Genomic DNA, 26,088 nt, shown 5'->3' with positions numbered 1-26,088 from the left:
CGCGAAGTTGCCACTCGACCCGGTCAGCAGAGAACGACCCGCAGCGTCCGCGTGAACACGCGGGATTGCCGAGCCAGCACCGCGGAGACGAGAACAAACGGCCGCCGCAGGCGGCCCGAGATCGGAGCTGATGACGTGAACCCGCTGACCACCAGCGCGTTTGATCTGCCCGAGAACCTCTCGGCCAAGGCCGATCCGAGGCTGATCACCGCCGACGAGCAGCACTTCGCGGCCGTCGCGGAGAGCCTCGAGCGGTCGATCGCCGAGCTGTCGGGCCAGCTCGATGCCGCGCGCAAGGAGCCCGGCGGTATCGGCCGGCGGGCGATGGACCGGGACGAGGAGATCCACCGGCTGACCGGCCGCCTGCGCGCCCTGCGCCGCTTCGGCCTGGACCTCTGCCTCGGACGCATGGTCAGCGCGGACGACGCCGAACCCGTCTACGTCGGACGGTTCGGCCTCACCGACGACGCCGGTCGTCGGCTGCTGCTCGACTGGCGCTCTCCCGCGGCGGAGCCGTTCTTCGGAGCGACCCACGCCAACCCGATGGGGCTGGCAAGCCGCCGTAGGTATCGCTGGACCCGCGGCCGGATCAGCGACTACTGGGACGAGGTGTTCACCGCGGACGGGCTGGAAGGGCACGCCGCGCTCGACGACCAGTCCGCCTTCATCGCCAGCCTGGGCGGCAACCGCTCGGCCCGGATGCGGGACGTGCTCGGCACCATCCAGGCCGACCAGGACGCCATCATCCGCGGGGGATCGAGCGGCGCGCTCGTGGTCGACGGCGGTCCGGGCACCGGGAAGACCGTCGTCGCGCTGCACCGCACCGCCTACCTCCTCTACGCCGACCCGCGGCTGCGCCACCGTCGGGGTGGGGTGTTGTTCGTCGGCCCGCACCAGCCCTATCTCGCGTACGTCGCCGACGTCCTGCCCAGCCTCGGCGAGGAGGACGTGCAGACCTGCACGCTGCGGGACCTCGTCCCCGAGGGCGCCGCGGCAAGCATCGAGACCGACCCGGAGGTGGCTTTGCTGAAGTCGTCCGCAAACCTGGTCAAGGCGATCGAAGCGGCCGTCAGGTTCTACGAGGAGCCGCCGGCCAAACCGATGACGGTCGCGACCGACGAGTCCGATCTCCGGCTGAGCGCCGACGACTGGGCCGAGGCGTTCGACGCGCCGGGGCCGGGCACCCCGCACAACGAGGCGCGGGACGAGATCTGGGCGGAGCTGCTCACGATCCTGCTGAACAAGTACGACGGCGACGAGCCGGAGGACCTGATCCGCAGGTCGCTGCTGCGCAACAGGGAGCTGCTCACGACCTTCCACCGGGCCTGGCCGCTGCTCGACGCGGCCGACCTCGTCGCGGATCTGTTCTCGGTCCCCGCCTACCTGCGCAAGTGCGCTCCCTGGCTCAGCCCCGACGAGGTCCGAAAGCTGCAACGCGGCGACGCCCGGGCCTGGACGGTCTCCGACCTGCCGCTGCTGGACGCGGCGCGGCAGCGGCTCGGCGACGCGGAGGCGTCCCGACGCCGGCATCGGCGCGAGGCGGCCGTCGCCGTCCAGCGCGAGCAGATGGCCCGGGTCGTCGACGACCTGATCGCATCCGACGCGTACGACGACGGCGAAGGCCTGATGACGATGCTGTATCAGCAGGACCTGCGGGACGCCCTGGTCGACGAGGCCGGACTGCCCGACGCCGATCCGGACCGGCTCGCCGGCCCGTTCGCGCACATCGTCGTCGACGAGGCTCAGGAGCTGACCGACGCGGAGTGGCAGATGTTGCTGCTGCGCTGCCCGTCCCGCAGCTTCACCATCGTCGGGGACCGCGCCCAGGCCCGGCACGGGTTCCCGGAGTCGTGGCAGGAACGGCTCCGGCGGATCGGGCTGGACCGGATCGACCTGGCCGCGCTGAGCATCAACTACCGGACGCCGAAAGAGGTCATGGCGGAAGCCGCGCCGGTCATCCGGGCCGTGCTTTCCGACGCCAACGTGCCGACGTCCATCCGCAGCAGCGGCCGGTCCGTCGTGCGCGGATCCGCCTCGGAGCTGGGCTCGATCCTCGACACCTGGCTCGCCGAGCACGCCGAGGGGATCGCCTGCGTCATCGGCGAGGCCACCTTCCAGGCGACGTCCCGCGTCCGGTCGCTGACCCCGGAGCTGGCGAAGGGGCTCGAGTTCGACCTGGTCGTCCTCGTCGACCCCGAGGCGTTCGGCGAGGGCATCGAAGGAGCGGTGGACCGCTACGTCGCGATGACCCGGGCGACCCAGCAACTCGTCATCCTCACCAGTTCCTGACGTCGGTCGACACCGGGGTCGCCGCCGAGCGCGGCCCCGGTGAACCGATCGACCCGCTCATGATCGGCGCCGTTCATCGCGCATTTCGGCGGGTGTCACATCGGACAGTTGGGATCGGGACAACGCCAAGATCGACCGCCGTCCGGAAGGCACCCGCCATGTCGCAGTCACCACCGATGCTGCCCCGCCGTCACTTCCTCGCCCTGGGTGGTGTCGCCGCGGGTGCGGCGATCCTCGCCGCCGAGCCGGCTTCGGCGACGTCCGCCTCGACCGACCGGATCACCCTGACCGGCTACGCGTTCAAGCTCGGTGTCGCCTCCGGCGATCCGATGCCGGACGGCGTCGTGCTCTGGACCCGCCTGGCGCCGGACCCGCTCGCCCTCGACGGGCTCGGGGGGATGCCCGACCGCGCGGTGCAGGTGCGGTGGGAGGTGGCGGAGGACGAGCGGTTCCGCCGGGTGGTGCGCCGCGGCGTGGAACGCGCCACGGCCGAGTGGGGGCACTCGGTGCACGCGGAGGTGCACGGCCTTCGGCCGGATCGCGAGTACTGGTACCGGTTCCGGGTCGCCGACCAGGTCAGCCCGGTGGGCCGGACCCGCACCGCCCCGCGCCCCGGGGCCGCTCTCCAGTCGTTGACCTTCGCCTTCGCGAGCTGCCAGGCCTACACCGACGGCTACTTCACCGCGTTCGAGCACCTGGCCCGCGAGGATCTGGACCTGGTCGTCCACCTCGGCGACTACATCTACGAGGGCGGCGGTGCCGGCTCGATCGGCCGGGCGCACCTCCCGGCGGCGGAGACGTTCTCCCTGACCGACTACCGGATCCGCTACTCCCAGTACAAGCTCGACCCGGCCCTGCAGGCCGCGCACGCGACCGCGCCCTGGGTGGTCGCCCCGGACGACCACGACGTGGAGAACAACTGGGCCGGCGACCACTCGCAGCCGGACACCGAGCCGGACCAGGATCCGGCGGTGTTCCGGCTCCGCCGTGCCGCCGCCTACCAGGCTTACTACGAGAACCTGCCGCTGCGCGCGTCGTCGATGCCGCGGGGCCCGGAGATGCAGGTCTACCGGCGGCTGAAGTTCGGCGATCTGCTGCAGCTCGACGTGCTCGACACCCGGCGGTTCCGCGACCAGCAGCTCACCGACCAGTCGCTGCGCTGGGACCCGAACCGGCAGATGCTCGGCGCCAAGCAGGAGGCCTGGCTGCTGGCCGGCCTCGGCGCGTCCACCGCACGGTGGAACGTGCTCGGCAACCAGATCTTCGCCATGGAGGCCGACCACACCGCCGGCGCGCCCGAGACCTTCGGGATGGACACCTGGGACGGGTACGCGGCGGCGCGCCAGCGGCTCTTCGACGGTGTGGCGAGCCGGGGCGTCGAGAACTTCCTCATCATCACCGGCGACGCGCATCGCAGTGTGGCCGCCGATCTCAAGCTGAACTTCGCCGACCCGGCCTCGCGCACGATCGGTACCGAGTTCCTCGGAACCGCGATCAGCTCGGGTGGCAACGGCGCGGACATGGACCAGCTCGGGGTGACCTGGCTGGCCGAGAACCCGCACATGAAGTTCCACAACGCCCAGCGTGGCTACCAGGTGTGCCATCTCGGCCGGCACGAGATGCACACCGACTACCGGGTCGTACCGTTCGTCAACGCCCCGGGCGCCCCGATCTCGACGCGAGCCCGCGTCCACGTGCAGAGCGGCCGGCCCGGGGTGGCGCACGTGTCGGCCTGACCGACCCGCGATCCTGCGCCCCCTCCGCCCGTTGACCGGGCGGAGGGGGCGTTCGCTGCCGGTGGCCACGGGCGGTGTCACCTCTTCTTCGCGGCTGCCTCGCCCCAGATCAGGCCCCCGATGCTCGGCCTGGCCTCGGTGGTGATCACCGCCAGCGCCCGCCGGACCAGCCGGTCGTCGGTCAACTGCGCCGGTCGGAGCCGGGCCGCAATATTCGATATCGATCGCGGTGCGCCTCGCACTAGGGTCGGTGGATGATCGAGGTGCGCGATCTGGCGAAGCACTATCGGGTGCACCGGCGACAACCCGGGCTGCGCGCCGCGCTCCGCTCCCTCGTGCGGCGCGAGCACGTCACCGTTCGCGCAGTCGATCGGGTCAGCTTCACGATCCCCGCTGGCGAGGTCGTCGGCTTCCTCGGCCCCAACGGCGCCGGCAAGACGACCACGTTGAAATGCCTGACCGGTCTACTGCATCCCACCGCCGGTACCGTGCGGGTGCTCGGGCACACCCCACACCGCCGGGAGTCGGCGTTCCTGCGCCGGATTTCGCTGGTCATGGGCCAGCGGAACTCCCTGTTCTGGGATCTGCCCGCCGCCGACGCATTCGAGGTCAACCGGGCGATCTACGGTCTGGCCGTCGGCCCGTACCAGTCGGCGCTCGACGAGCTGGTCGCCCTGCTGGGCCTCGAACCGCTGCTCAACAAACAGGTGCGGGTGCTCAGCCTCGGCGAGCGGATGCGCTGCGAGCTGGCCGCCGCGCTGCTGCACCGACCGGACGTGCTCTTCCTCGACGAGCCGACCCTCGGCCTGGACGTCAACGGCCAAGCGGCGGTACGGATGTTCCTGCGCGACTACAACGCCCGGCATGGCGCTACCGTACTGCTCACCAGTCACTACATGGGTGACGTGACCGCGCTGGCCCGGCGAGTGCTGGTCATCGACCGCGGCACGCTGCGCTTCGACGGCGACCTCGCCGCGCTGGTCGAGGCCCACTCGCCGCACCGGCTGGTCCGGGTCACCCTGCGGGAGGCCGTGCCGGCGCGGACCTGGGCGGACCTGGGCGAGGTCTCCTCGGTGGACGGCGCCGTGGTCACCCTCGCCGTGCCGCGCGCCGAGACGGCGGCAATCGCCGCCCGGCTGTTGAGCACCCTGCCCGTCGAGGACGTGGCAATCGAGGACCCGCCCGTGGAGGACATCATCCGTGCGGTCTTCGCCCATGCGTGAGGTCCTCACCGCCTACCCCTCGCTGGTGCGCAGCGCGACGCTGGTAGCGACCACCTACCGGGGCCGGGTCGCGCTGTCGGTTCTCACCGCCTTCTTCCCGCTGCTGATGCTGGCCGTGTGGCTCACCGTCGTCGCCGAGGGTGGGCCACCGGCGGGCTGGAGCACCGGCGACTTCCTGTCCTACTACGCCGCGGCGACCCTGATGTGGAACCTCACGGGTGACCGCGTCGTGTGGCAGTGGGACGCCGACATGCGCAGCGGCGACCTGTCCGTGCGGCTGCTACGCCCGGTGCACCCCTTCCATCAGTACGCCACCGGTGACCTCGGCCAGCGGGTGGTGTTCCTGACGGTGCTCGTGCCGGCGCTGGTACTCGCCGCGCTGCTGGTGCCGGGCCTCGACTACCCGGTCAGTCCCGGCCGGGTCGCCGCCGTGGCCGCCGCGATGGCCCTGGCGTACGCGGTCAGCCTGCTGATGGCGTCGACGTTCGCGTTGATCGGGTTCTGGAGTACCCAGACGGCCAATGCGTGGCTGCTGTGGTGGGGCCTGGGCTCGTTCGCCTCGGGATGGATCGCACCGCTGGCGCTGATGCCCGACTGGTTGCGTACGGCCGCGCTGATGCTGCCGTTCCGCACCGCGATGGGGTTCCCGGTGGAGCTGCTGATGGGCCGCCTCGACGCCGCCCAGACCGGGTACGGCTTCGCGGTGGGGCTCGGTTGGCTCGCCGCCTTCGCCCTGCTGTACCGGGTCGCCTGGCGCCACGGGGTACGCCGCTACCAGGCGGTGGCCGGGTGAGCGGGTGGACCCGGCAGGCGCGGATCCTAGGGATCTGCTGGCGGGCGGCGTTCGCCAGCGAGGTGGAGTACCGGCTCAACTTCCTCTCCAACGTCGCGCTGAGCACGTTCTGGCTGCTGTGGGCGGCGGCGGGCGCGTCGGTCTACTTCCGGTTCACCGGTGCCGTGGCCGGGTGGACCCACGCCGAGGTGCTCGTGGTCATCGGCCTGTTCTTCGCCCTCAACGGCCTACGCCAGGCGCTGCTACAGCCCAACCTGGAGCGGATGACCGAGTACGTGCGCCAGGGCACCCTCGACTTCCTGCTCACCAAGCCGTTCGACGCGCAGCTGCTGGTCAGCCTGCGGCACCTGCGGGTCAACAACCTGCTCGACCCGGTGCTCGGTCTGGTCCTGACCGCCGTCGGGGTCGGCCTGTCCGGGCGCGGCGTGTCGGTGGCCCCGCTGGCCGCGTTCCTGCTGCTGCTGGTCTGCGCCATGCTGCTGATGTACGCCTTGACCCTGGCGTTGATGGCCCTCGCGGTGCTGCTGGTCGCCGCCGACGAACTCGACCGGGTCGGCTTCGCCTTCGTCGAGTTGTCACGCTTCCCGGTGGATCTGTACCGCAATCCGGTACAGACCGTCCTCACGGTGGTGCCGGTTGCCTTCCTCACGACGTACCCCGCGGCGGCGCTGCTGGGCCGGCTCGACGCGTACCTCCTGCTGCTCTCCCCGGCGGTGGCGGCCGGCGCGGTCGTCCTGGCCACGCTGGCCTGGCGGCGCTCCCTGCGCTCCTACGCCGGCGCCAGCGCCTAGCCGCACGCGCACCAGCGGCACGGCGGACCCGCTGCGCAAAGTGGATCCACGAGTGCTCGACTCGACCTTCCTAAGCGACCAGGTCGTTGACGCAGCGCAGCACCGGTCGGGTGGTGAGCGCCGCCGGGTCCAGCGCGGCGCGCGCCCGCACGGTGAAGGTGGCGGACTCACCGGGTAGCAGGGTGACCAGGGCGTCGTCCACGGTCGCGGCCGGGTCGAGCCGGTCGGGGAAGAGCGTCAGGTCGCGCAGTACCGTGCGGGCGGTGATGCGGACCCGTCGGCCGTCGCCGATCGGCTCGACCACCGCGTCCCACGCCGCCGGCTGCCAGGCGGTCTCCTTGTCCTCGGTGAAGAACCAGAGCGCCCGCCCGGCGGGCTCCCCGGCGTCGGCGACCAACAGCTCGTGCCGGGCCTCGTCGGGTCGGGCCAGCTCCGCGGGCAGGGCCAGGGTGACCGAGGAGTACGCGGGCACGTCCAACTCCAGCGAGGTCTTCGCCCGTGGCTCGCCGGTCAGGGTCAGCCGGGTCACCGCCGCGCTGGCCCGCCAGTCGGTGGGCCCGTCGTTGACCGCGACCAGGGCCAGCCCCTCGCCGCGAGGCTGCACGGTGAGTAGCCGGTCGGCGTACGCGCGGCGCAGCGCGTACCAGAGCGGTTTGCGGCGGCCGTCTCCGTCCACGGCCGACCAGGAGGTGACCGGCCAGCAGTCGTTGAGCTGCCACACGATGGTGCCCATGCAGACCGGCCGGTGCGACCGGAAGTGCTCCACCCCGAGCTGGATGGCCCGGGCCTGGTTGAGTTGGGTGAGCCAGTGCCAGTCGTCGAAGTCGCGCGGCGCGGGCAGGTGGGCGTCCAGTCCGCGCTGGAGCTTGGCGTCGCCGTCGGCGGCCTTCTGGTGGTGCGCCATCCCGGGGGAGTCGTGGGCCAGCGGCTCGTCCGACAGTGCCCGGCGCAACGTGGCGTACGCCGGGGGCGCCTGGTAGCCGAACTCGGCGACGAACCGGGGCAGGTAGGCCCGGTAGCGGGTGTAGTCGTGGGTGTTCCACACGTCCCAGATGTGCGTGGTGCCGTGCGCCGGGTCGTTCGGGTGCACGTCCTCGCCGCCCGACCACGGGCTGCCCGGCCAGTACGGTCGGGTCGGGTCCAGCTCCGCGACGATCCGGGGCAGCAGTTCGAGGTAGTAACCGCGCCCCCAGCTGCGCCCCGCGAGCGGCTCCTGCCAGTCCCAGTCGTGCCAGGCCCAGATGTTCTCGTTGTTGCCCGTCCAGAGCACCAGGCTGGGGTGGGCGGCCAGCCGGGTCACCTGCTCCCGCGCCTCCGCCTCGACCTCGGCGCCGAACGGCTCCTCCTCCGGGTACGCGGCGCAGGCGAAGAGGAAGTCCTGCTGCACCAGCAGCCCCAGCTCGTCGGCGAGGTCGTAGAAGTCGTCGGACTCGTAGCGGCCGCCGCCCCAGACCCGCAGCAGGTTGACGTTCGCCGCCGCGGCCTGGCCCAGCCGCTCGGCGAGTCGCCCGCGGGTGATCCGGGTCGGGAAGACGTCGTCCGGGATCCAGTTGACGCCGCGGACGAAGACCGGCACGTCGTTGACGTGCAGTGCGAACGGCGAGCCGTGCGCGTCGGGCGCGGTGTCCAGGCGTACCGAGCGGAAGCCGATCCGTCGGGACCAGCTGTCCAGCGTTCGGCCGCCCGGCCCGAGCAGGGTCACCTCCAGCGAATGGCGGGCCTGCTCGCCGTACCCGCGCGGCCACCAGCGCGCCGGCTCGCGGACGCTGAGGGTCAGCTCGGTCGCGACCTCGCCGGCCGGGATCGTCGCGTCGACGGTCACGCCGGCCACCGCCGCCCGGACGGTCACCGGCTCGCCGGACGCCCGCTCGATCTCGACGCGCAGCTCCACCCGCCCGTCGGCGCCGTCGAGCGTCACCAGCGGCCGTACGGTCGCCAACCGGGCGGTGGACCAGGTGTGCAGGCCGATCTCCTGCCAGATGCCGGCGGTGACCATCGTGGGTCCCCAGTCCCAGCCGAAGTTGCAGGCCATCTTCCGGATGAAGTGGAACGGCTCCGGGTAGGCGTTCGGCCGGTCGCCGAGACGGTCCTGGTGCGCCTCGGCGTAGCGGTAGGCGGAGTCGAACCGTACGACCAGGGTGTTGTCCCCGGGTCGCAGCAGTGACCGGACGTCGAACCGGTAGCCGCGGTGCATGTTCTCGGTGCGCCCGACCTCGACGCCGTTGAGGGTGAGCGTGGCCACCGTGTCCAGTCCGGCGCAGACCAGGTCGACCCGGTCGTCGGCACCCGGCTCGTGCCGGAACGTGGTCCGGTAGATCCAGTCGGTCCGCCCGATCCAGGCCAGCCCGCGCTCGTTGTCGTCGTGGAACGGGTCGGCGATCAGCCCGGCGGCGAGCAGGTCGCTGTGCACGCAGCCGGGCACGGCGGCCGGCAGCGTGCGCCCGGCGATCCCCTCCGGGACCTGCGGCCCGGGCACCGCCTCCAGCAACCACCCATGGTGCATCGGGATCACGATGTCACCGCCTTCTCCTGGTCCGAACCGAAGCCGTACGGGTCGCGCCAGCGCCTCGACGCGGCGGCCCGCGTCAGCGCCGGCGCGGGCGACCCTTCGCGCCGGCGGTGCCGGTGCGCCCGCTCATCTTGGCGGGCCGCCGCGCGCCGGTGGCGGGGGACCCCCGCCTGGCGGCGGGCGTGGGGGAGGGACGGCGGCGTGCGGCGACGATGACGACGGCGGCGACGACGGCCAGGATGATGCCGGGCACGAGCCACGGCCCGATGCCGCCTCCGGACGACGAGGTCGCCGCGCCGGGGGCGGCCGGGGTGCCCGACACCGTTGCCGGCGTTCCGGCCGTCGCGGGGCTGGCCGGCGTGGTGTGGCCGCTCTCCATCATCGCGAGCAGTTCGGGGGCGGGCTCGTTGGTCGGTGGCACCCAGCCGGCCGGTGCCGAGGTCGTCGGACCTCGGTAGTCGAAGGCGACCGCGCCGCGTACCGGTTCGCCGTCCGAGGCCACCGAGAGGTAGCTCGCCGTGTAGCGGCCGGTGGCCGGCCAGTGCGCCACCGACACCACGGCGGGAAACCCGACGTGGTAGAGCCGGGGTTCGAAGGTGCCGTTGACCAGGAAGTACTCCTGGACCGGCTTGTCCAGGCGCTTCGGCTCCCCCGGGGACCAGCTGCTGTCCACCCGGGTTCCACCCGGGCCGCTGATGGTGAAATGGGCGTTCGCCGCGGGCTTCTCGGTGAAGTAGAGCTTCAGCTCGGTCAGCGGCTGCTTGACCACGCTGCCGGTCAGCGGGGTGGAGGTGGCGAGCTGCCCGTGCGCGGACGCCGGTGCGGCGGGCAGCACGACGCCGGCGAGCACGACGGCCAGTGTTGCCGCCGCCCGGGCCAGGAGGTGACGGAGAGTGGTCGTCGTCGATTGCATTCGTTCATGATGGTCATTCCCCGGACGTCGAACAAGACGTAAGGTTCATGATCCCGACGGTCAGATCGACATCCGCCCCTTCGCGTCGTTCGGAGCCCGCCCGTGTCCGTGCGTACCCCTGGCGTCGCCATCGCCGCCGCCGCGCTCGCCAGCCTGCTGCTCACCGGTTGTGGGGGTGGCGCGGACGAGCCGGCCGCCACCGCGTCCCCGATCGCCCCCAGCACCAGCGTCGCCGCCGCGACGACGACGGCGGCCGCCTCACCCACTCCGGCGGTCACCACGCCGGCCGCGTCGCCGGTCGACAAGCAGATCACGGTGACGGTCGCCAAGCGCCGCGTCGACCCGCCGACCGGCCGCGTCACCGTCGCCAAGGGTGACCTGGTGCGGATCACGGTCACCTCGGACGTTCCCGACGAGCTGCACGTGCACGGCTACGACCTGGGTGCCCGACTGCCGGCCGGAAAGGCCGGGTCGGTGGAGTTCCGCGCCGACCGGACGGGCCTGTTCGAGGTGGAGACGCACGAGACCGAGCTGGTGCTGTTCCAGCTCGTCGTCCGCTGACCCGCCGTGGACGCCCGTTCCGTGCTGGCCCACGGCGTCGGCGGGCGCCAGGACCTGCCCCTCTCCCTGGCCCAGCTGGTCGTGGCCGCCGCGATCACCCTGGTGATCACCTTCCTGGCGTTGGGGGTGCTCTGGCGCGAACCCCGGCTGGACGCCAGCGATACGGCCGGTCGGCCCGTGCCCGCGCCGATCACCCGGATCGTCGACGCCGCCGCCGCCCGCTGGGTGCTGCGTGGACTCGGCCTGCTCCTGGCCGGCTGGTTCTGCGTCGGTCTCCTCGGGGGCCCGGACACCCCGGACAACCCGACCGCCGGCGTTCTCTACGTGCTGGTCTGGGTGGGTCTGGTGCCCGCGTCGCTTCTGCTCGGCCCGGTCTGGCGGGCGGTCAGCCCACTGCGGACGGTGCATCTGGTCGCCGTCGGGCTGTTCCGTCGTGACCCGGAGGCGGGGTTGCGCGCAGTGCCGTCCGCGGTCGGGTTGTGGCCGGCGGCCGTGGGGCTGTTCGCGTTCGTCTGGCTGGAGCTGGCCGCGCCCGAGCGGGCCACCCTGCCGGTTATCGGCACCTGGCTCGTCGGCTACACCATCTTCCTGCTCGCCGGTGCGGCGCTCTACGGCGCGAACTGGTTCGCGCGCGCGGACCCGTTCGAGGTGTACAGCGCGCTCGTCGGCCGGCTCGCGCCGGTCGGCCGCACCGCCGACGGCACGCTCGTCTGGCGCAACCCGCTCGACGGCATCGCCGGGCTGCGCCCGGAGCCCGGGCTCGTCGCCGTGGTGACCATCCTGCTCGGCTCGACGATGTTCGACAGCCTCTCCAACGCTCCCGGCTGGCTGCGGTTCGGTCAGGAGAGCGGGCTACCGGCGGTGGTGACCGGCACCGGCGGGCTGATCGTGGTCATCGGCGCGGTCGCCCTGGCCTACCTGGCCGCCACCCGCGGCGCCGCCGGCCTGGGCGGTTCCGCAGCGCCGCCCGCCGGCGGCGTGGACCCGGTCGCGCCCGGGCGGGTGCCGGGCGAACTGGCCCACTCCATCGTGCCGATCGCGGTCGGCTACCTCATCGCGCACTACTACTCGCTGCTGATCCTCGAGGGGCAACGTACGATCGCGCTGCTCTCCGACCCACTCGGCACCGGCGCCGACTGGCTGGGCACCGCCGGCTGGGAACCCCGCACCGGCCTGATCACCCCGGACGGCGTCGCCGCCCTGCAGATCACCGTCATCATCCTCGGCCACCTGCTGGGCACCCTGCTCGCCCACGACCGGGCGCTGCACCTGTTCCCCCGACGCCGGGCGGTCACCGGACAGCTGCCGATGCTGGCGCTGATGGTCGCCTACACCGTTGCCGGCCTGCTTCTGCTCTACGCCGGCTGAGCGCCGGAGGCGGTCCCGCCGAGGCTCGATCCTGCTTCGCGAGGGATCAGGCCGCACGCCGGCCGGAGGCGTGGGCGGAACCGGGGTACGGCGACGGAAGCAGCCGCAGCGCCGGCGGTTCGGGCTGCGGTTCGCCCGGCAGATGCCACTGCGCGCCACCGGAGCGGTCCCGCTCGGCCGGCCCGCCCGGGCGCAGCCCCGGGCGGGACAGCGCGACGACGATGGCGTAGCCGGCGACCAGGAACCCGTGACTGACCAGGCGGCTCGTGTCCACCCGCCCGGTCACCATGTCGTTGACCGACAACAGCACCAGCGTGGCGACGAACGCGCTCAACATCGGCACCAGACCGGTGGGCGGCGTACGCCGGGTGGCGACGAAGAGGAACCCGGCGCCGACGGCGACGTTCCAGGCCGCCGACTCGTGCCACAGGTGCCCGGAGGCCAGCGCGCCGGCCGCCGCGTGGGCGTGCGCACCCGTCGCGCCCCGGCCGATCTGGGCCAGCCCCACCAGCAGCTGCAGTGCCCCGACCAGCCCCAGGGCGGCGCGGAGGGTGAGCACCAGGCGCTGGCGGCGGCGTGGCGCCCGCGCGGGCAGCGCGCCCAGCACGACGTCGGTGAGGTCCGGGCCAGGGACGCTGACCGACAGCCGGGCCCGCCGGGTCACCGCCGCCGCCTGGTCGAACCACGTCCGGCACTCCCGGCACTCCGCCAGATGAGTCTCCGCCGCCGCGCGCTCGGCGGCCGTCTCCTCGCCGTCCAACTGCGCCGACAGCATCTCGCGCCACTGCTCACACCCCATGTACGGATAGTCGCCGCGCAACGGGCGTTGGTTCCCGCGACTTCCGTAGGTCGACGCAGGTCAACCGGGACGCGCCGGGCTCAGCCGGTCGCGTCGCCGCCCCGTCGCCCGCCGGAACCGGACCGGCTCCGCACTGCGGTGACGAGCTCCTCCCGGGCGCGGGCCACCCGGGAGCGGATGGTGCCGACCGGGCAGCCGCACACCTCGGCCGCCTCGGCGTAGGAGAGGCCGAGGACCTGGGTGGCGACGAACGCCTCACGCCGGTCGGGCGGCAAGCCGGCGACGAGCTGTTCCAGCACCACCTGCTGGTCGAAGCCGCTGCGCGACACGTCCGGCGTGTCGTACCCGTCCGGCATCCACACCGTGCGCGGGCGAGTCATCACATTGCGTAGGTGGTCGGCGGCGACCCGGCGTGCGATGGCCAGCAACCAGGTACGCGCCGACGACCGACCGGCGAAGGACGGCAGCGCCCGCACGGCCCGCAGGAACGTCTCCTGGGTCAGGTCGTCCGCCTCGGCGGGGGAGACCAGCCCGGCGAGGAAGCGCCGAGCCTGCTGCTGCGTCGCCCGGACGAAGCGGGCGGCCGCCTCCCGGTCGCCCCGACCGGCGGCCAGCGCCCACGCGGTGATCTCCGCGTCGTCGTCCGCCATCCGGCACCTCCGCCCGAGACCGCTCCCCGGCCGGAACCGACGGCAGCCACGACAGCTCGTAGTAGTAGCTGGCCGGAAGCGTACCGCAACGGGGACGCCCGCCTCGCCGCACCGCTACGGCCCGGGACCGGATCGCATCGATCAGCGCGGGTCACGCGCCGCGGGCGAACAGGGCCAGGCGTACCCGGTTGGGGCTGTCGGTCTTGGCCATCAGGTTGGTGATGTGAGTCTTGACCGTGGTGACGCCGATGTGCAACCGGTCGGCGATCTCCGCGTTGGACAGGCCATCGGCGACCAGGTCCAGCACGTCCTGCTCACGGGCGGTCAGCCCCTGCACCGACCGCGGCGCCTCGGCGCGGGCGTGCACCGCGCGTTGGACCAGGCGCTGCAGCACCTCGTGACTGAACGGGCTGTCACCAACGGCGGCTCGACGGATGCCGTCGAGCAGGTCGGCGGGGGGCGCGTCCTTGAGCAGGAACCCGCACGCACCGGCGGTCAGCGCCGGATAGAGGTGATCGTCGTCGCCGAACGTGGTCAGCACCAGCACGCGGGTGGCGGGGCGTTCGGCGAGGATTCGGCTCGTCGCGGTGATCCCGTCCACGCCCGGCATGCGCAGGTCCATCACGACGACGTCGGGCAGGAGCCGCGCGGCGAGGGAGATCGCCTCGCGGCCGTTGTCGGCCTCGCCGACCACCTCGATGTCGGGTTGGGCGTCGCAGAGCATGCGCAGCCCGGCGCGGATGAGGTGCTGGTCGTCGACCAGCAGGACGCGGATCATGCCGGCCCCGGCGCGGGCGAACCGGACGGTGCGTCGAGCCCGCGGGCGACCGGCGCGGCGGTGGGGGAGGCGGCAGCAGCCGCCGGCGCGGCGCCGGCGGTGACGACCGGGGCCGGCAGGACGGTGCGGACCCGCCAACCGGCGCCGGCCGGGCCCGCCTCCAGCCGGCCGCCGAGCACCTCGACCCGTTCACGCATGCCGGTGATGCCGTGACCGCCCCCGGGCGGCACCGCCGCGGGCGCCCGTCCGCGCCCGTCGTCCGCCACTTCCCAGTGCAGGGCCCCGTCGCGCACGGCGACCACCAGGCGGGCCAGCGCGGCCGTGCCGGCATGCTTGGCCACGTTGGTCAGCGCCTCCTGGGTCAGTCGCAACACCGCGAGGCCGCGAACCGCGTCGAGCGAACCGATCGCCGGGTCGATGTCGGTCTCCACCGTGACACCGGCCTGGCGGGCGCGATCGACCGCCGCGCCCAGCGCCGCGGGGAGCGCCGACGGCTCGATGGCGGTCAGCGCCGCGTCACCGCGTACCCCGTCGGGGTCGCGCAGGACCGTGACCAGCCGGCGCAGGTCCGCCAGGGCGGCGGTCCCCGTGCCGTGCACGTCGTCGAAGACCTCGCCCACCCGCGGCTCCAGGTCGGTGAGCACGTGCCGGGCCACGCCGACGCGCAGCACCATGGACGCCACGTGATGCGCGACGACGTCGTGCAGCTCGCGGGCGATGGCGCTGCGTTCGTCGGCGCGCGCGGCCCGGCTCTCCGACTCACGCCGGCGCTGCTCCTCCTGAGCCCGCTGCACCGCCTGCCGGCCGAGCTCCCGGTTGGTCCGGATGACCAGGCCGAGCAGCAACGGCACACCGACCTCCAGGGTCAGCCCGAAGACGCCGGAGGCGACCCGGCCGATCGGGTCGCCGATCGAGTCGGTCAGGTCGACCACGGCCAGCAGCGCGGTGCAGAGCCAGATGGTCCGCGCCCGGCGCGCCCGCATCGTCACCTCGAGCAGCGCCCAGCTGGCACCCACCTGGTTGATCGTGATGTCGTCGACCAGCGGGATCGCGACCGCCAGCAGCGCGGCCTGCGCCACCAGGTTGACCACCGGCCGGCGGTGCAGCACCAGCGCGGCGGCGAACGCGACCACCGCGAGGATCCACTGCGTCGCCGTGGGCGGGCGCCCGGCGTGGTTGCCGAAGGCCAGGTAGCACAGGCCGCTGAGGTCGAGCAGCACCATCCGCACGAGCGCGTCGCGCGTGTCGAAGAGCCGTCCCGCCCACCCCACGGGGGTCAGCCTAGGCGCTGCGGCTCGGGGGTACGAGCGGCCGACGACCGTCGCCACCGGCTCCGGACCCCGAGGTAGGCGGCCAGGCCGAGCGGTCCGAGCAGGATCGTCAGCACCAGCACCGGTGCCATGATCAATGCCGGTACCCCCCGTTCCCGGCTGTCGAGCCACGCCCACCGGCCGGCGAACAGGTCGAACGCGATCAGGTGTGCCCAGGCCGCTGCCGCGCCGTCGGCACTGCTGAGCAGCTCGCGCACGCCCTCCAGGGTGGGCGAGAGCACAGCCGGCAGCACCTCGCGGTAGGCCGGGATCACCAGCAGCGCGTAGATCACCAGGACCGGCAGCACGATCAGCGGCGAGCTGACGATCCGAGCGGTCCACGACCAGCGCGGCAGCAGGATCATCAGCGCCCAGAAGGGCGCGGCGAGCGCGAACGTCAGCGTGAACAACGTCGTGGTCATGCGGCCAGCGCCAGTTCCGGGTCGCGGCGGCGCGCCACCACCAGGGCCGCCGCGGTCGCGGTCGCGAGCACCAGGGCCGCCACCGCGGCCAGCGTCAGCGCGTCCGGGCGCAGCAGCGGCTGTCCACGCAGGGCCTGCCAGGTCAACAGGACCGTGAGTACGCCGTACGCCCCACCGGCGACGACCACCAGCCCCGCCCGGGCGCGCTCGTCCAGCCGGGTCAGGAACCGGTTCAGCAGGATCGCCAGGATCGGCAGCGCCTGCAGGGCGTGCAGACCCACGAAGTGCCCGATGCGCAGGTCGCCGCCGGTGGTGCTCCAGCCGACCAGCGGCAGCCCGGCCCCGCCGTCGGCGACCCCGACGCTGTGCGCCCCGGAGATGCCCTCGATCCCCGGATCCTGGCTGGGCAGCACCATCGGTACCGCCGCCAGCATGCCCAGCAGGGACAGGCCGAGCCCCCACCCGACCGCGCGCGCGGCGACCCGGTCCGCGATCCGCCGTTGCAGCACCACGATCCCGATGACGAAGTGCGCGAGGAACAGCACCATGATCGACGCACCCATCGCCGCGAACAGCGCGGTGTTCAGCGGGGTGGTGTCGTTGAAGTGGCTGGTCGTGCCGCGTACCACCTGCCCGACGATCAGCGCCATCTCGATCACCGCCATCGCGACGATGACCGTGCCCGCCCACTCCGCGATCCGGCTGCGCCGCGGCAGCAGCGAGAGCATCCAGGCGAGGGTGGTGCCGTACACCACGAAGGACACCGCGAACTTGAACGGCTTGAGCCAGATCGGCGCGCCGGTGAGGACGCGCGAGTCGACGAGAACGCCGACCGCGGAGACGACGGCGAGCACCGCCATCGCGGCGACGAAGAGCATCAGTGGGCGGTGCCAGTGTGCCGCCCGGCGCAGGTCGATGGTCATGTCTGTAGATGCTCGTGAACCCGTCCGCCGATCGCGTCCGACCGCGAGCCCCGGTTGCGGCCGGTGGTCCGAGCGCCACCTCCTCCCTGGGTAGGAGGAAAGGCGGTCGTACCCCTTCGTCGGCGCTGGCACAATGGCCGGCCTGTCGACCGGACCGGGAGTGGCCATGACGACCAACGAGGATCGTGTCCAGCCGAACGAGACCACGGTGCCGCTGCTGCACTGTGTGTCGCCGGAGGAGACCCTGGCGTTCTGGCGGGCGCTCGGGTTCGAGGTGACCTACGAGCAGACGAAGCCGTACGTGTACCTGGCGTTCCGGTGGAGCGGTCTGCACCTGCACTACGGTTCCGCGCCGAAGGACCTGGACCCGGCGAAGGAGAACACCGGCGGCTGCCTGGTGATGGTCGACGCGGTCGCGGCGTACCACGCGGCGCTCACCGAGGCGATGCGCGGCGCCTACGGCAAGGTGCTCGTCAAGGGCCAACCGAGGATGACCCGCTACCGGCCCGGCGCGTCGCGCTTCACCCTCATCGACCCGTCGGGAAACAGCATCATCTTCATCCAGCGCGGCGAGCCGGCGGAGTTGGAGTACGGCGGCTCGAAGCGGTTGCAGGGGTTGGCCAGGGTCCTCGACAACGCGCGGATCCTGCGCGAGTTCAAGACCGACGACCTGGCCGCCTTCCGGGCACTCAACTCGGGGCTGCGCCGCCACGGCGACAGCGCACCGGTCGTCGAGCAGGCGTTGGCGCTCGCCGGGCTGATCGACCTGTCCATCGGGCTGGGGGAACCGGAGCGGGTGCCGGACTGGGGCACCCGACTCCGGACGCTCCCGTTGACCGCCGAGGAGCGGGAGCAGGTGCGGGCGACCGTCGCCGACCCTGCCGTGCTGGGGCCGTGGCTGCCCGAGGTGAGCTGATCAGCGGACGCCGGGTACGGCGCCGCTCGTACCGTTCGCCGAGTCAGGAAGGCCGACGCGGCGCGGCGTACGCCAGCGGCAGGGGAGCGGGCTGGGTCTCCCAGGTGCCGGCCAGCCGGCTGCCGGGCAGGGGGACGTGGTCACCGAGCCGCCGGACGACGGTCAGTTCGACCGAGTCGGTGACGATCCGGGTCGGGTCGCCGTCCGCCACCCGCTCGATCGAGCCGATCCGCGGAACGTCGGCCTGCTGCGGTCCGTCCGCGATGATCGCCATGCTCGGCGCGCGAGGCTCGCGTCGGCCGTCCTGCTCGAAGTACTCCTCCGCCTGGCCGGCGTTCGTGAGGATCGCGGTGGCCAGCGCCGCAGCGTAGACCGGGTCACCGCAGGCGTCGTACACCCAGCGGCGGCCCAGCACGGAGTGCTCGCAGGTGCCGACGAGCCACGCCTCGGCGCCGTCCAGCGGCGCGCCCCGGTAGGTCAGCGGCACCTGGTGCACCGGCCCGGCGCCGGCCCGGACCAGCATGGTCTCGATCCCGACCTCGCCGGCGGGGTCGTCGAAGCGGTACGCCGCGACCCGTTCGAGGCCGACGCCCGCCTCGCCCTGGAACCAGGGGCGCGCGGGAAGCCACGCGGTCAGAAACTCGATCTTCGTCGGGTGCAGTTCCGCCCGGTGCAGCAACGCCATACGCCGGATCATAGGGACCGCCGCCGCGGCAGGCGCGGGCCGGTGGCGCCTGCCGTCACCCCCGACCCGACCTGCCCGGCGATTCCGCGCGTCACCGGGCGATCGCATCGGCTGGCCAGAGCCGGGGGTCTGGCGCGCGCCGCGACATCTTGCGACGCTAACGCTCGTGTATGACTACGACCTGTTGGTGCTGGGTTCCGGACCCAGCGGTCAGAAGGCCGCGATCGCCGCTGCCAAGCTGGGCAGGCGAGTCGCCATCGTGGACCGCCGCGACATGATCGGTGGGGTCTGCATCAACACCGGCACCGTCCCCTCCAAGACCCTGCGCGAGGCAGTGCTCTACCTGACCGGCCTGAGCCAGCGGGATCTCTACGGCAGCAGCTACCGGGTCAAGGAAGAGATCACGGTCAGCGACCTGGCCGCCCGGACCCAGCACGTGATCAGCCGGCAGACCGACGTCATCCGTAACCAGTTGGCCCGCAACCGGGTCGTGATGATCACCGGCACCGGGCGGTTCGCGGACGCGCACGCGGTCTGGGTGGACGGCGGCTCCGGGCGCGAGTCCAGGGTCACCTTCGACAAGCTCGTCATCGCCGCGGGCACCCGACCGGCCCGCCCGGAGAGCGTCGACTTCGACGACCGGACGATCGTGGACTCCGACGGTGTCATCAACCTCCAGGCGGTGCCCCGCAGCATGGTCGTGGTCGGCGCCGGCGTGATCGGCATGGAGTACGCCTCCATGTTCGCCGCCCTCGGTACGAAGGTGACCGTGGTGGAGCGCCGCGACCGGATGCTCGACTTCTGCGACGAAGAGGTCGTCGAGTCGCTCAAGTACCACCTGCGCGACCTCTCGGTGACGTTCCGCTTCGGCGAGGAGGTCGCCGCCGTGGAGAAGCACCAGACCGCCGCGCTCTGCATCCTGAAGAGCGGCAAGAAGATCGCCGCGGACACCGTGATGTACTCGGCGGGCCGTCAGGGCCAGACCGACGACCTGGCGCTGGAGGCGGCCGGCCTGGAGGCTGACCGGCGCGGGCGGATCAAGGTCGACGCGAGCTACCGCACCGCGGTGGAGAACATCTACGCGGTCGGCGACGTGATCGGCTTCCCGGCGCTGGCCTCCACGTCCATGGAGCAGGGCCGGCTGGCCGCGCAGCACGCCTGCGGCGAGCCGGTCCGGGAGATGCACGAGCTGCAGCCGATCGGCATCTACACGATCCCGGAGATCAGCTTCGTCGGAAAGACCGAGGAGCAGCTCACCGAGAGCTCGACGCCGTTCGAGGTGGGCATCGCGCGCTACCGCGAGCTGGCCCGTGGCCAGATCGTGGGTGACTCGTACGGAATGCTGAAGCTGCTCGTCTCGCCGGACGACGGCCGCCTGCTCGGCGTGCACGTCTTCGGGACCGGCGCCACCGAGATCGTCCACATCGGGCAGGCGGTGATGGGCTGCGGCGGGACGGTCGACTACCTGGTCGATGCGGTGTTCAACTATCCGACGCTGGCCGAGGCGTACAAGGTGGCGGCGCTGGACGCCTCCAACAAGATCCGCAACATCACCCGGATCGACGGCTAGTGACCGGCGCGACGGCTGGCTGACGGCATCCGATCGGAGCCGGGTGACGGCGACGGGCAGATCGTCAACCAGCAACCACCACCTGATCGCCTAGTCCCGGTGCGATTCTCGCCAGTCGCGCACCGCGTCCCGGGCCCGGTCGAACACGGCCATGGGTGGTCCGGCGACGAGGTTCGCCCTCGCGGATTCCCCGCTGTGCGGATGTGGGCGGGTCGGCGCCGTGGCCCCCGCGGCCCGGAGCGCGCCTTCCCGCGCCGCGAGCGTCCATGCCACCCGGCTGACTGCCCGGGCCTTGCGGTGGAATCTTGCCCCGCCCGAGTGCTCGTGCTGGTCAGCTGCGGGATGTTCCGGGCGCCGTGCCGTAGAGCCGGGGGTCCGCCGGGGGCAGCATCGGTGCGTCCGCGTGGGCCGTCGGGCTCGCCTGGTAGCTGAACTGTCCCCTGCCGTCCGGGGCCGGGCCGGAGGCCCAGCGTCCCTCCGCGGCCTCCTCGCCCGCGGAGAAGTTGATGTACTGGTAGGCGAACTCGGTCTCCTGCTCGGCGTCGGGGAACGCCTCGGGGACCGGCATCTCCTCGAGTCCGTCCTCCTTGAGCTGTTCGATCGCGGCGAGCCACATGTTCTGGTGCATGGTGTCGCGGGCCAACAGGAACCGCAGCATCTGCTTGACGCCGGGATCGTCGGTCATGTTGAACAGCCGGGCGACCTGAAGTCGTCCTTGGGCCTCCGCGGTGACGTTGAGGTGGAAGTCGGCGAGCAGGTTGCCGCTGGCGGTGATGAAGGCGCCGTTCCACGGCACCCCGTTGCTGTCCACCGGCAGTGGACCACCGCCGGCGTGGATGAAATGCGCCGGATTCGACCCGGAGTAGATCGCGCTGAGCATCGGGTTGTCCTCGGCTGCCGCTTCCTGGACCGACAGCGGCGCGCTGTCCAGCAGGCGGGCGATCATCGTGCAGATCATCTCGACGTGCCCCATCTCCTCGGTGCCGACATCGAGGAACAGGTCCTTGTACTTGCCGGGGAGCCGGCAGCTCCAGCCCTGGAAGAGGTACTGGTTGGCCACGGTCATCTCGCCCCACTTGCCGCCCAGCACTTCCTGCAGGCGGCGGGCGAAGGCGGCATCGGGGGCGTCTGGCTTGGCCTCGAACTGTAGGTCCTTGACGTGGCTGAACACGGTGTCCTCCTCGTGGAAGTGCGTACCGTGCTCGTACCCGGTCGCCTGGCCTGGCCGGGCCAACCGGCGGCCCCGCCGGGCCAGCGGAGCCGCGCGCCGGCTCGGGCGCGGGGGAGCGGCCGGACGCGACCGTTCAGCTACCCGACTCCGTGATGACCGGGCGGGCCCGCACGTGGGGCCGGAAGGGGACAGTGGCGATCACTCGGCGACGACGAGCGCCTGCGGGGCGGCCTGTTTCATCCGGGTGCGCAGCCACTTGAGCTCGATGGCGGTCTCCACCTCGCAGCGCTTGACGACGGCCAGGAGTTCCTCCTCGCGGGCGCCGTAGGCGGCTTGGCCGACGACGGTCCAGGTGATGTCGCACTCGCGCGGCCATCAGGTAGAGGTCCTGCAGGTCACGCAGCAGCCCGAGGCCGCCGGTCCGGGTGCCGGTGAACAGCTGCGAGTGCAGCCGGTCGGGTTCGGTGGCGATGTCCTGCGCGTACCGGGCCGTGAAGGGTCGCAGCCGTTCGGCGTGCGCGTCGCAGCGTCGCGCCTGTTGCTGGCAGAGGTGGAAGATGTCCGGCTCCTCGGCGTGGGCGTCGCCCACCTGCCGGAACGCGCTGGCGAGCTCTGCCCGCTTCCTCAACGCTCGGGCCCCTCTCTGCGGCAGCGTGTCCGAATCGGTTACTTCTCCGGAATCCCGATCGTCACACCCATTGGAGTGGGGCAGTGCGAAACGTGCGAACCGGGGTGGTGCGTCTCGCCGCCGGTGGCGCCGGTGTCGCGGTATGCCGAGCCGGCCTCGCATGGCCGACGGCCACCCGGGTAGCCCCCGGAGGTGACGGACTGGTGGAAGGTCGTCGTTCCCGACACCCCGCCGCTGGAGATCGTCGCGCGGGGCAGTGCCATCTACCTGACCCTGTTCTTCTTGCTGAGGGTCCTGCTCAAGCGGGAGAGCGGCACCACCGGCGTGACCGACCTGCTCGTCATCGTGCTGATCGCCGACGCCGCCCAGAACGGAATGTCCGACGACTACACGTCGGTGACCGACGGGGTCCTCCTCGTCGCGGTGATCATCGGCTGGTCGTACCTGCTGGACGCGCTCGCCTACCGCTGGCCGGCCGCCGCGAGGATCATTCATCCCGGTTCTCTGGTGCTGGTACGCGACGGCCGGATGCTGCGCCGCAACATGCGCCGTGAGCTGGTGACGGAGGAGGAGCTGCGCGGTCAGCTCCGCCAGCAGGGCGTCGAGGACCTCGCCGACGTGCGCGAGGTGCGGATGGAGTCCGACGGAGAGTTCAGCGTCATCGTCCGCAATGGCGACACCCCGCACCACAGGCGTGGCAGGCGGAGGGGGACCTGACCTGTTCGCTGCGGAGGTGGTCCCGGGAATACAGACGCCGGCACTCGAATCGAGTGCCGGCGTCTTCGGTGCGACTGGCTCAGCCCTTGGCTTGCCGCTTGGCCATCTGGGGATCGCTGCCCTTGCCGACCCTCTTCAAGGCATCCCGCAGCTGACTCTCGGTCATCTTCGAGTTGCCCTCGATGCCGGCGTTGTGAGCCCGCTGGCGCATGTCGTGCAACTGCTCGCGATCGGCCATGTCAGCCTCCCGATGCGTGTCGGGGTCTCCATCTAACCCCCGTGGACCAGTTGCCTTCCCCCGCCGGCCCGTGGCTAACGCCCGTGCGCAGCCACATCCACCTTCAGAGCGGCAACGAGCGTCGAAGGGCCGCACTACTGGGACGATTCCGTCGCCCACCGCACCAGCGACTCGGCGGAATCTCGCCACGTGCGGTTTGTGCTCGTACGGGTGGGCGTCGCCGATCACGCGTCGGTTGTCGAGTTCACGGGCAGGGATCAGGGGAGGTCGCCTCGCCGTCATCGAACAGGCCAAGGGCATCATCATGGGGGAGCGGCGGTGCGGCGCCAGCAGGCCTTCGCCATCCTCGGGTGTCCCAGGATTCCAACCGCAAGCTGCGCGATGTCGCGCAGGCTCTCGTCGACCGGGCGGCGTCGGCGTAGCTCGCTGACACCTCTCCCCGGTGGGTCGCGCATCCGGGCGGACGTGCCCGGGCGGGTCGGTACCGTGCGCGGCGGCCGCACGGCGACGTTTCGCCAGCTTCTCACCGGGAACGGGCGAAAGACCGCCGAGCGGCGGCGAAGCGATGGAGACGCAACGATGACGAGCACCGTGGGCGAGGCCCGGGTGGGTGGGACGCCGGCAAGCCTCCGACTGCCGGGGATCGTGCTGGGCGTGGGACTCGGCGGATTCGTCGACGGCATCCTGCTGCATCAGCTCCTCCAGTGGCACCACCTGCTGAACAGCACGAACACCGACAACATCGGGGTGCGGTACTACAACCCGAAGACGGTCTCCGGGCTGGAGATGAACACCCTGTGGGACGGCATCTTCCACACCGTGTGCTGGGTCTCGGTACTCGTCGGCCTGGCGGTCCTCTACGCCCGGGTCACCGAGAACCGCCGCCGGGTGTGGACCTCGCGGGTGCTGTGGGGCTGGATCCTGGCCGGCTGGGGTCTGTTCAACCTCGTCGAAGGCGTGCTGGACCACCACATCCTGGGCATCCACCACGTGCACGGCGGCCCCCACCAGTTGTGGTGGGACATCGGCTTTCTCGTGCTGGGCGCGCTGCTGCTCATCGGTGGCTACCTGCTCCAGCGCAGCGGAAAGCCCTACGATCCCGCCGCCCGGCAGGCTGAACGGCACGCGTGATGGGGCATGGGACGCACACCGGGCACGACCACGGGGCAGGTGGCAGCCTCCCCGAGTTGCTGCTTCCTGTCGTCGCCCTGCTCCTGGCCGCCCAGCTGTACGGCTACCTGGCCCGCCGGGCCCGCCGCCGCAATCCGGTCCTGGGCTGGAGCCGGTGGCGGACGGCCAGCTTCGCGGCCGGGCTCGCCCTGCTGGCCGTCGCGCTCCTGCCGCCCGTCGCGCCGCTCGCCCACACCGACTTCCGTGCGCACATGGCCCAGCACCTGCTCATCGGCATGTACGCGCCGATCGCTCTGGTGCTCGGCGCCCCCGTCACCCTGCTGCTGCGGACCCTGCCCGCGCGCCGCGGTCGAGCGCTGACCGCCGTGCTGCACAGCCGCCCGGCCCGGCTACTGGCGCACCCGGCCACCGCCCTGCTGCTCTCCACCGGCAGCCTCGTGCCGCTCTATTTCACCCCGCTCCACCACGCCGCGACGCACCCGGCCGGGCACTGGCTGCTGCATGCCCATTTCCTGCTCAGCGGTTGCCTGTTCGCCTACGTCATCGCCGGACCCGACCCCGCACCCGCCCGGCCCGGTGTCCGTACCCGCCTGGTCTGCCTCGGCTTGGCCATCGCGGGGCACGCCGTCATCTCACAGCTGATGTACGGCGGGTACTGGATCGACATCCACGCCCCGGTCGCCGAGGTCCAGGGTGGCGCGGAAATCATGTACTACGGCGGCGACATCGCCGAACTCCTGCTCGCTGCCGCGCTCGTCGCCACCTGGCGCCCAGGTCGTAGGCCCCAGCCGGTTGCGGACACTGCACCCGGCTACCGGCCCGCGCGGATCTGACCGCCGCCGTCGCCCGGACCGGTCACCGGTCGGTGAAGGTCACCCCCCCCCAGGCCGACCGCCGGACCCGCGGCTGGCCCTGCCGCCACCGCCGTCAGGGGACGGTGTCCCGGTAGACCTCCACGTCGTAGAGCAGCCGAACCGGCACGCCGTTGGTGACGCCGACGAAGACCGGCTCACCCGCCGGCGTCCGCCCGAGACGCCAGACCTCCGCGCGGGCGGCGTCCCGGGACTCGCGGTGGATCCTTCCGGCCCGATGCAGCTCGAGGACCCGGCGGGCGGTGGTCCGGTCGCTGTCCAGCTGAATCCGCACCAGAGGCACTGCTGGGCCCCTCCCGTTCCGCGACGACGGCCGCAGCTGTACGTCGATCATTTAACTTAACGCCGTTAACCTGACTGAGCACTGTACTAGGGTGGCGAGGTGACAGAGAAGAGCCAGCAGACCGGGCCGCCCGGCGGGGCCACCTCGGTGTGGCTCCGCGCGGAGAGCGGCCGCGCGCGCCGTACGCCGCCGCTGAGCCGGGACCGCATCGTCGACGCGGCGGTGACGCTGCTCGACCAGCACGGCACCGACGGTCTGACCATGCGTCGCCTCGCCCAGCTGCTCGACGTCACCTCGACCGCGCTCTACTGGCACGTGCGGACGAAGGATGACGTCCTGGACCTGGCCGTCGACCAGATCTTCGGCGCGGTGCGCCTCCCGGCCGCCACCGACGACTGGCAAGACGACGTACGCGCACTGATCCGGAACTGGCGCGCGGCGATGCTCCGTCACCCCTGGGCGCCCGGTCTGATCGGGCGCCCGATGCTCGGACCCAACGTGCTCGCCCGCACCGAGTTCCTCCAGGCGGCACTGGTCCGCGGTGGCTGCACCGCCCTGGAGCTGGCGGTGACCACCCGCCTGCTGGCCAACTACGTGATCGGCGCGGCGGTCACCGAAGCCACCTGGCGGCGGACCGCCGACCCGCAGGCCCGGGCGGCGGCCCGGCGACACATCGCGGCCGACCCCACCGCCTATCCGACCCTCGACGCCTCCGGCCACCTCGACGATGCCCGGTGGAGCGACGACGAGCTGTTCGAACGGGGCCTCGAAGCCATCCTGGCGACCGCACCCCGCTAGGCGCCGACCGCGCC

Annotated in this window: 25 protein-coding genes; 13 read left to right on the top strand and 12 right to left on the bottom strand. The window is 72.3% G+C overall.

Features of this window, described 5'->3' with window-relative positions; all coding sequences use genetic code 11:
* The first annotated feature begins 144 nt into the window (after window positions 1-144).
* The 5 genes from helR to AB0C04_RS15955 all read left to right on the top strand — a co-directional run bounded on the left by helR (window position 145) and on the right by AB0C04_RS15955 (window position 6,832).
* Window positions 145-2,289 (top strand): RNA polymerase recycling motor ATPase HelR, encoded by a 2,145-nt coding sequence (helR, locus tag AB0C04_RS15975; protein WP_357055260.1) that lies wholly within the window; start codon window positions 145-147, stop codon window positions 2,287-2,289.
* A gap of 158 nt (window positions 2,290-2,447) precedes the next feature.
* Window positions 2,448-4,025, top strand: a complete 1,578-nt coding sequence (locus tag AB0C04_RS15970; RefSeq protein ID WP_357054310.1) for an alkaline phosphatase D family protein — start codon at window positions 2,448-2,450, stop codon at window positions 4,023-4,025.
* A gap of 254 nt (window positions 4,026-4,279) precedes the next feature.
* The gene (locus AB0C04_RS15965) at window positions 4,280-5,248 is read left to right on the top strand and encodes an ATP-binding cassette domain-containing protein (RefSeq protein WP_357054308.1); all 969 of its coding nucleotides are present in this window, start codon (window positions 4,280-4,282) and stop codon (window positions 5,246-5,248) included.
* Window positions 5,241-6,041 (top strand): ABC-2 family transporter protein, encoded by an 801-nt coding sequence (locus AB0C04_RS15960; protein WP_357054305.1) that lies wholly within the window; start codon window positions 5,241-5,243, stop codon window positions 6,039-6,041. The genes AB0C04_RS15965 and AB0C04_RS15960 overlap by 8 nt, the downstream gene beginning before the upstream one ends.
* Entirely contained in the window at window positions 6,038-6,832 is a 795-nt protein-coding gene (locus tag AB0C04_RS15955; protein WP_357054302.1) for an ABC-2 family transporter protein, read from the top strand. The genes AB0C04_RS15960 and AB0C04_RS15955 overlap by 4 nt, the downstream gene beginning before the upstream one ends.
* 70 nt (window positions 6,833-6,902) lie before the next feature.
* On the opposite strand, the gene AB0C04_RS15950 is transcribed toward AB0C04_RS15955, so the two are convergent.
* Both AB0C04_RS15950 and AB0C04_RS15945 read right to left on the bottom strand, forming a co-directional pair.
* Window positions 6,903-9,335, bottom strand: coding sequence for a glycoside hydrolase family 2 protein (locus AB0C04_RS15950; protein ID WP_357054299.1), 2,433 nt, complete (start codon window positions 9,333-9,335; stop codon window positions 6,903-6,905).
* A gap of 82 nt (window positions 9,336-9,417) precedes the next feature.
* Window positions 9,418-10,254, bottom strand: coding sequence for a copper resistance protein CopC (locus AB0C04_RS15945; RefSeq protein ID WP_357054296.1), 837 nt, complete (start codon window positions 10,252-10,254; stop codon window positions 9,418-9,420).
* A gap of 102 nt (window positions 10,255-10,356) precedes the next feature.
* Here AB0C04_RS15945 and AB0C04_RS15940 point away from each other — a divergent pair, with 102 nt between their 5' ends.
* Together AB0C04_RS15940 and AB0C04_RS15935 are read left to right on the top strand one after the other, a co-directional pair.
* Window positions 10,357-10,815: a hypothetical protein gene (locus tag AB0C04_RS15940; RefSeq protein ID WP_357054293.1), complete on the top strand. Its 459-nt coding sequence runs from the start codon at window positions 10,357-10,359 to the stop codon at window positions 10,813-10,815.
* A 6-nt stretch (window positions 10,816-10,821) separates the two neighbouring features.
* Window positions 10,822-12,183 (top strand): hypothetical protein, encoded by a 1,362-nt coding sequence (locus tag AB0C04_RS15935; protein ID WP_357054290.1) that lies wholly within the window; start codon window positions 10,822-10,824, stop codon window positions 12,181-12,183.
* 46 nt (window positions 12,184-12,229) lie between these two features.
* On the opposite strand, the gene AB0C04_RS15930 is transcribed toward AB0C04_RS15935, so the two are convergent.
* From AB0C04_RS15930 to AB0C04_RS15905, 6 genes are all read right to left on the bottom strand, one after another.
* Window positions 12,230-12,982, bottom strand: coding sequence for a zf-HC2 domain-containing protein (locus AB0C04_RS15930; protein WP_357054287.1), 753 nt, complete (start codon window positions 12,980-12,982; stop codon window positions 12,230-12,232).
* Between the two features lie 80 nt (window positions 12,983-13,062).
* Window positions 13,063-13,632 (bottom strand): sigma-70 family RNA polymerase sigma factor, encoded by a 570-nt coding sequence (locus AB0C04_RS15925; protein WP_357054284.1) that lies wholly within the window; start codon window positions 13,630-13,632, stop codon window positions 13,063-13,065.
* 151 nt (window positions 13,633-13,783) lie between these two features.
* A complete protein-coding gene (locus AB0C04_RS15920) occupies window positions 13,784-14,410 on the bottom strand; it encodes a response regulator transcription factor (RefSeq protein WP_357054281.1) in 627 nt (208 codons plus the stop codon).
* Entirely contained in the window at window positions 14,407-15,681 is a 1,275-nt protein-coding gene (locus AB0C04_RS15915; RefSeq protein WP_357054279.1) for a histidine kinase, read from the bottom strand. Before AB0C04_RS15915 ends, AB0C04_RS15920 begins: the two co-directional genes overlap by 4 nt.
* A 5-nt stretch (window positions 15,682-15,686) precedes the next feature.
* Complete coding sequence (locus AB0C04_RS15910; protein WP_357054276.1) at window positions 15,687-16,142, bottom strand: ABA4-like family protein; 456 nt, start codon at window positions 16,140-16,142, stop codon at window positions 15,687-15,689.
* Complete coding sequence (locus AB0C04_RS15905) at window positions 16,139-17,065, bottom strand: hypothetical protein (protein ID WP_357054273.1); 927 nt, start codon at window positions 17,063-17,065, stop codon at window positions 16,139-16,141. The genes AB0C04_RS15910 and AB0C04_RS15905 overlap by 4 nt, the downstream gene beginning before the upstream one ends.
* A gap of 166 nt (window positions 17,066-17,231) precedes the next feature.
* Here AB0C04_RS15905 and AB0C04_RS15900 point away from each other — a divergent pair, with 166 nt between their 5' ends.
* Window positions 17,232-17,981, top strand: a complete 750-nt coding sequence (locus tag AB0C04_RS15900; protein WP_357054270.1) for a glyoxalase — start codon at window positions 17,232-17,234, stop codon at window positions 17,979-17,981.
* Between the two features lie 43 nt (window positions 17,982-18,024).
* Here AB0C04_RS15900 and AB0C04_RS15895 read toward each other — a convergent pair whose 3' ends face one another.
* The gene (locus tag AB0C04_RS15895; RefSeq protein WP_357054267.1) at window positions 18,025-18,666 is read right to left on the bottom strand and encodes a hypothetical protein; all 642 of its coding nucleotides are present in this window, start codon (window positions 18,664-18,666) and stop codon (window positions 18,025-18,027) included.
* Between the two features lie 166 nt (window positions 18,667-18,832).
* On the opposite strand from AB0C04_RS15895, the gene sthA reads away from it, so the two are divergent.
* Window positions 18,833-20,236: a Si-specific NAD(P)(+) transhydrogenase gene (gene sthA / locus AB0C04_RS15890; RefSeq protein ID WP_350874991.1), complete on the top strand. Its 1,404-nt coding sequence runs from the start codon at window positions 18,833-18,835 to the stop codon at window positions 20,234-20,236.
* 331 nt (window positions 20,237-20,567) lie between these two features.
* On the opposite strand, the gene AB0C04_RS15885 is transcribed toward sthA, so the two are convergent.
* A complete protein-coding gene (locus AB0C04_RS15885; RefSeq protein ID WP_357054264.1) occupies window positions 20,568-21,407 on the bottom strand; it encodes a manganese catalase family protein in 840 nt (279 codons plus the stop codon).
* 820 nt (window positions 21,408-22,227) lie between these two features.
* Here AB0C04_RS15885 and AB0C04_RS15880 point away from each other — a divergent pair.
* Entirely contained in the window at window positions 22,228-22,752 is a 525-nt protein-coding gene (locus AB0C04_RS15880; protein WP_357054261.1) for a YetF domain-containing protein, read from the top strand.
* Between the two features lie 79 nt (window positions 22,753-22,831).
* On the opposite strand, the gene AB0C04_RS15875 is transcribed toward AB0C04_RS15880, so the two are convergent.
* The gene (locus AB0C04_RS15875; protein ID WP_357054258.1) at window positions 22,832-22,990 is read right to left on the bottom strand and encodes a hypothetical protein; all 159 of its coding nucleotides are present in this window, start codon (window positions 22,988-22,990) and stop codon (window positions 22,832-22,834) included.
* Between the two features lie 579 nt (window positions 22,991-23,569).
* Here AB0C04_RS15875 and AB0C04_RS15870 point away from each other — a divergent pair.
* Window positions 23,570-24,121, top strand: coding sequence for a DUF2243 domain-containing protein (locus tag AB0C04_RS15870; RefSeq protein ID WP_357054255.1), 552 nt, complete (start codon window positions 23,570-23,572; stop codon window positions 24,119-24,121).
* A 56-nt stretch (window positions 24,122-24,177) separates the two neighbouring features.
* Window positions 24,178-24,954: a cytochrome c oxidase assembly protein gene (locus AB0C04_RS15865; RefSeq protein WP_357054252.1), complete on the top strand. Its 777-nt coding sequence runs from the start codon at window positions 24,178-24,180 to the stop codon at window positions 24,952-24,954.
* A 94-nt stretch (window positions 24,955-25,048) separates the two neighbouring features.
* Here AB0C04_RS15865 and AB0C04_RS15860 read toward each other — a convergent pair whose 3' ends face one another.
* Window positions 25,049-25,267, bottom strand: a complete 219-nt coding sequence (locus tag AB0C04_RS15860) for a hypothetical protein (RefSeq protein ID WP_357054250.1) — start codon at window positions 25,265-25,267, stop codon at window positions 25,049-25,051.
* A 108-nt stretch (window positions 25,268-25,375) separates the two neighbouring features.
* Between AB0C04_RS15860 and AB0C04_RS15855 the strand changes: the two genes are divergently transcribed.
* Complete coding sequence (locus tag AB0C04_RS15855) at window positions 25,376-26,074, top strand: TetR/AcrR family transcriptional regulator C-terminal domain-containing protein (RefSeq protein WP_357054247.1); 699 nt, start codon at window positions 25,376-25,378, stop codon at window positions 26,072-26,074.
* Window positions 26,075-26,088 lie beyond the last annotated feature (14 nt).

It is taken from the genome of Micromonospora sp. NPDC048909, from assembly GCF_040649635.1.
Taxonomy (GTDB): domain Bacteria; phylum Actinomycetota; class Actinomycetes; order Mycobacteriales; family Micromonosporaceae; genus Micromonospora.
Note: the sequence above shows the minus strand (reverse complement) of the source record. Positions and strands in the feature narration are given on the sequence as shown.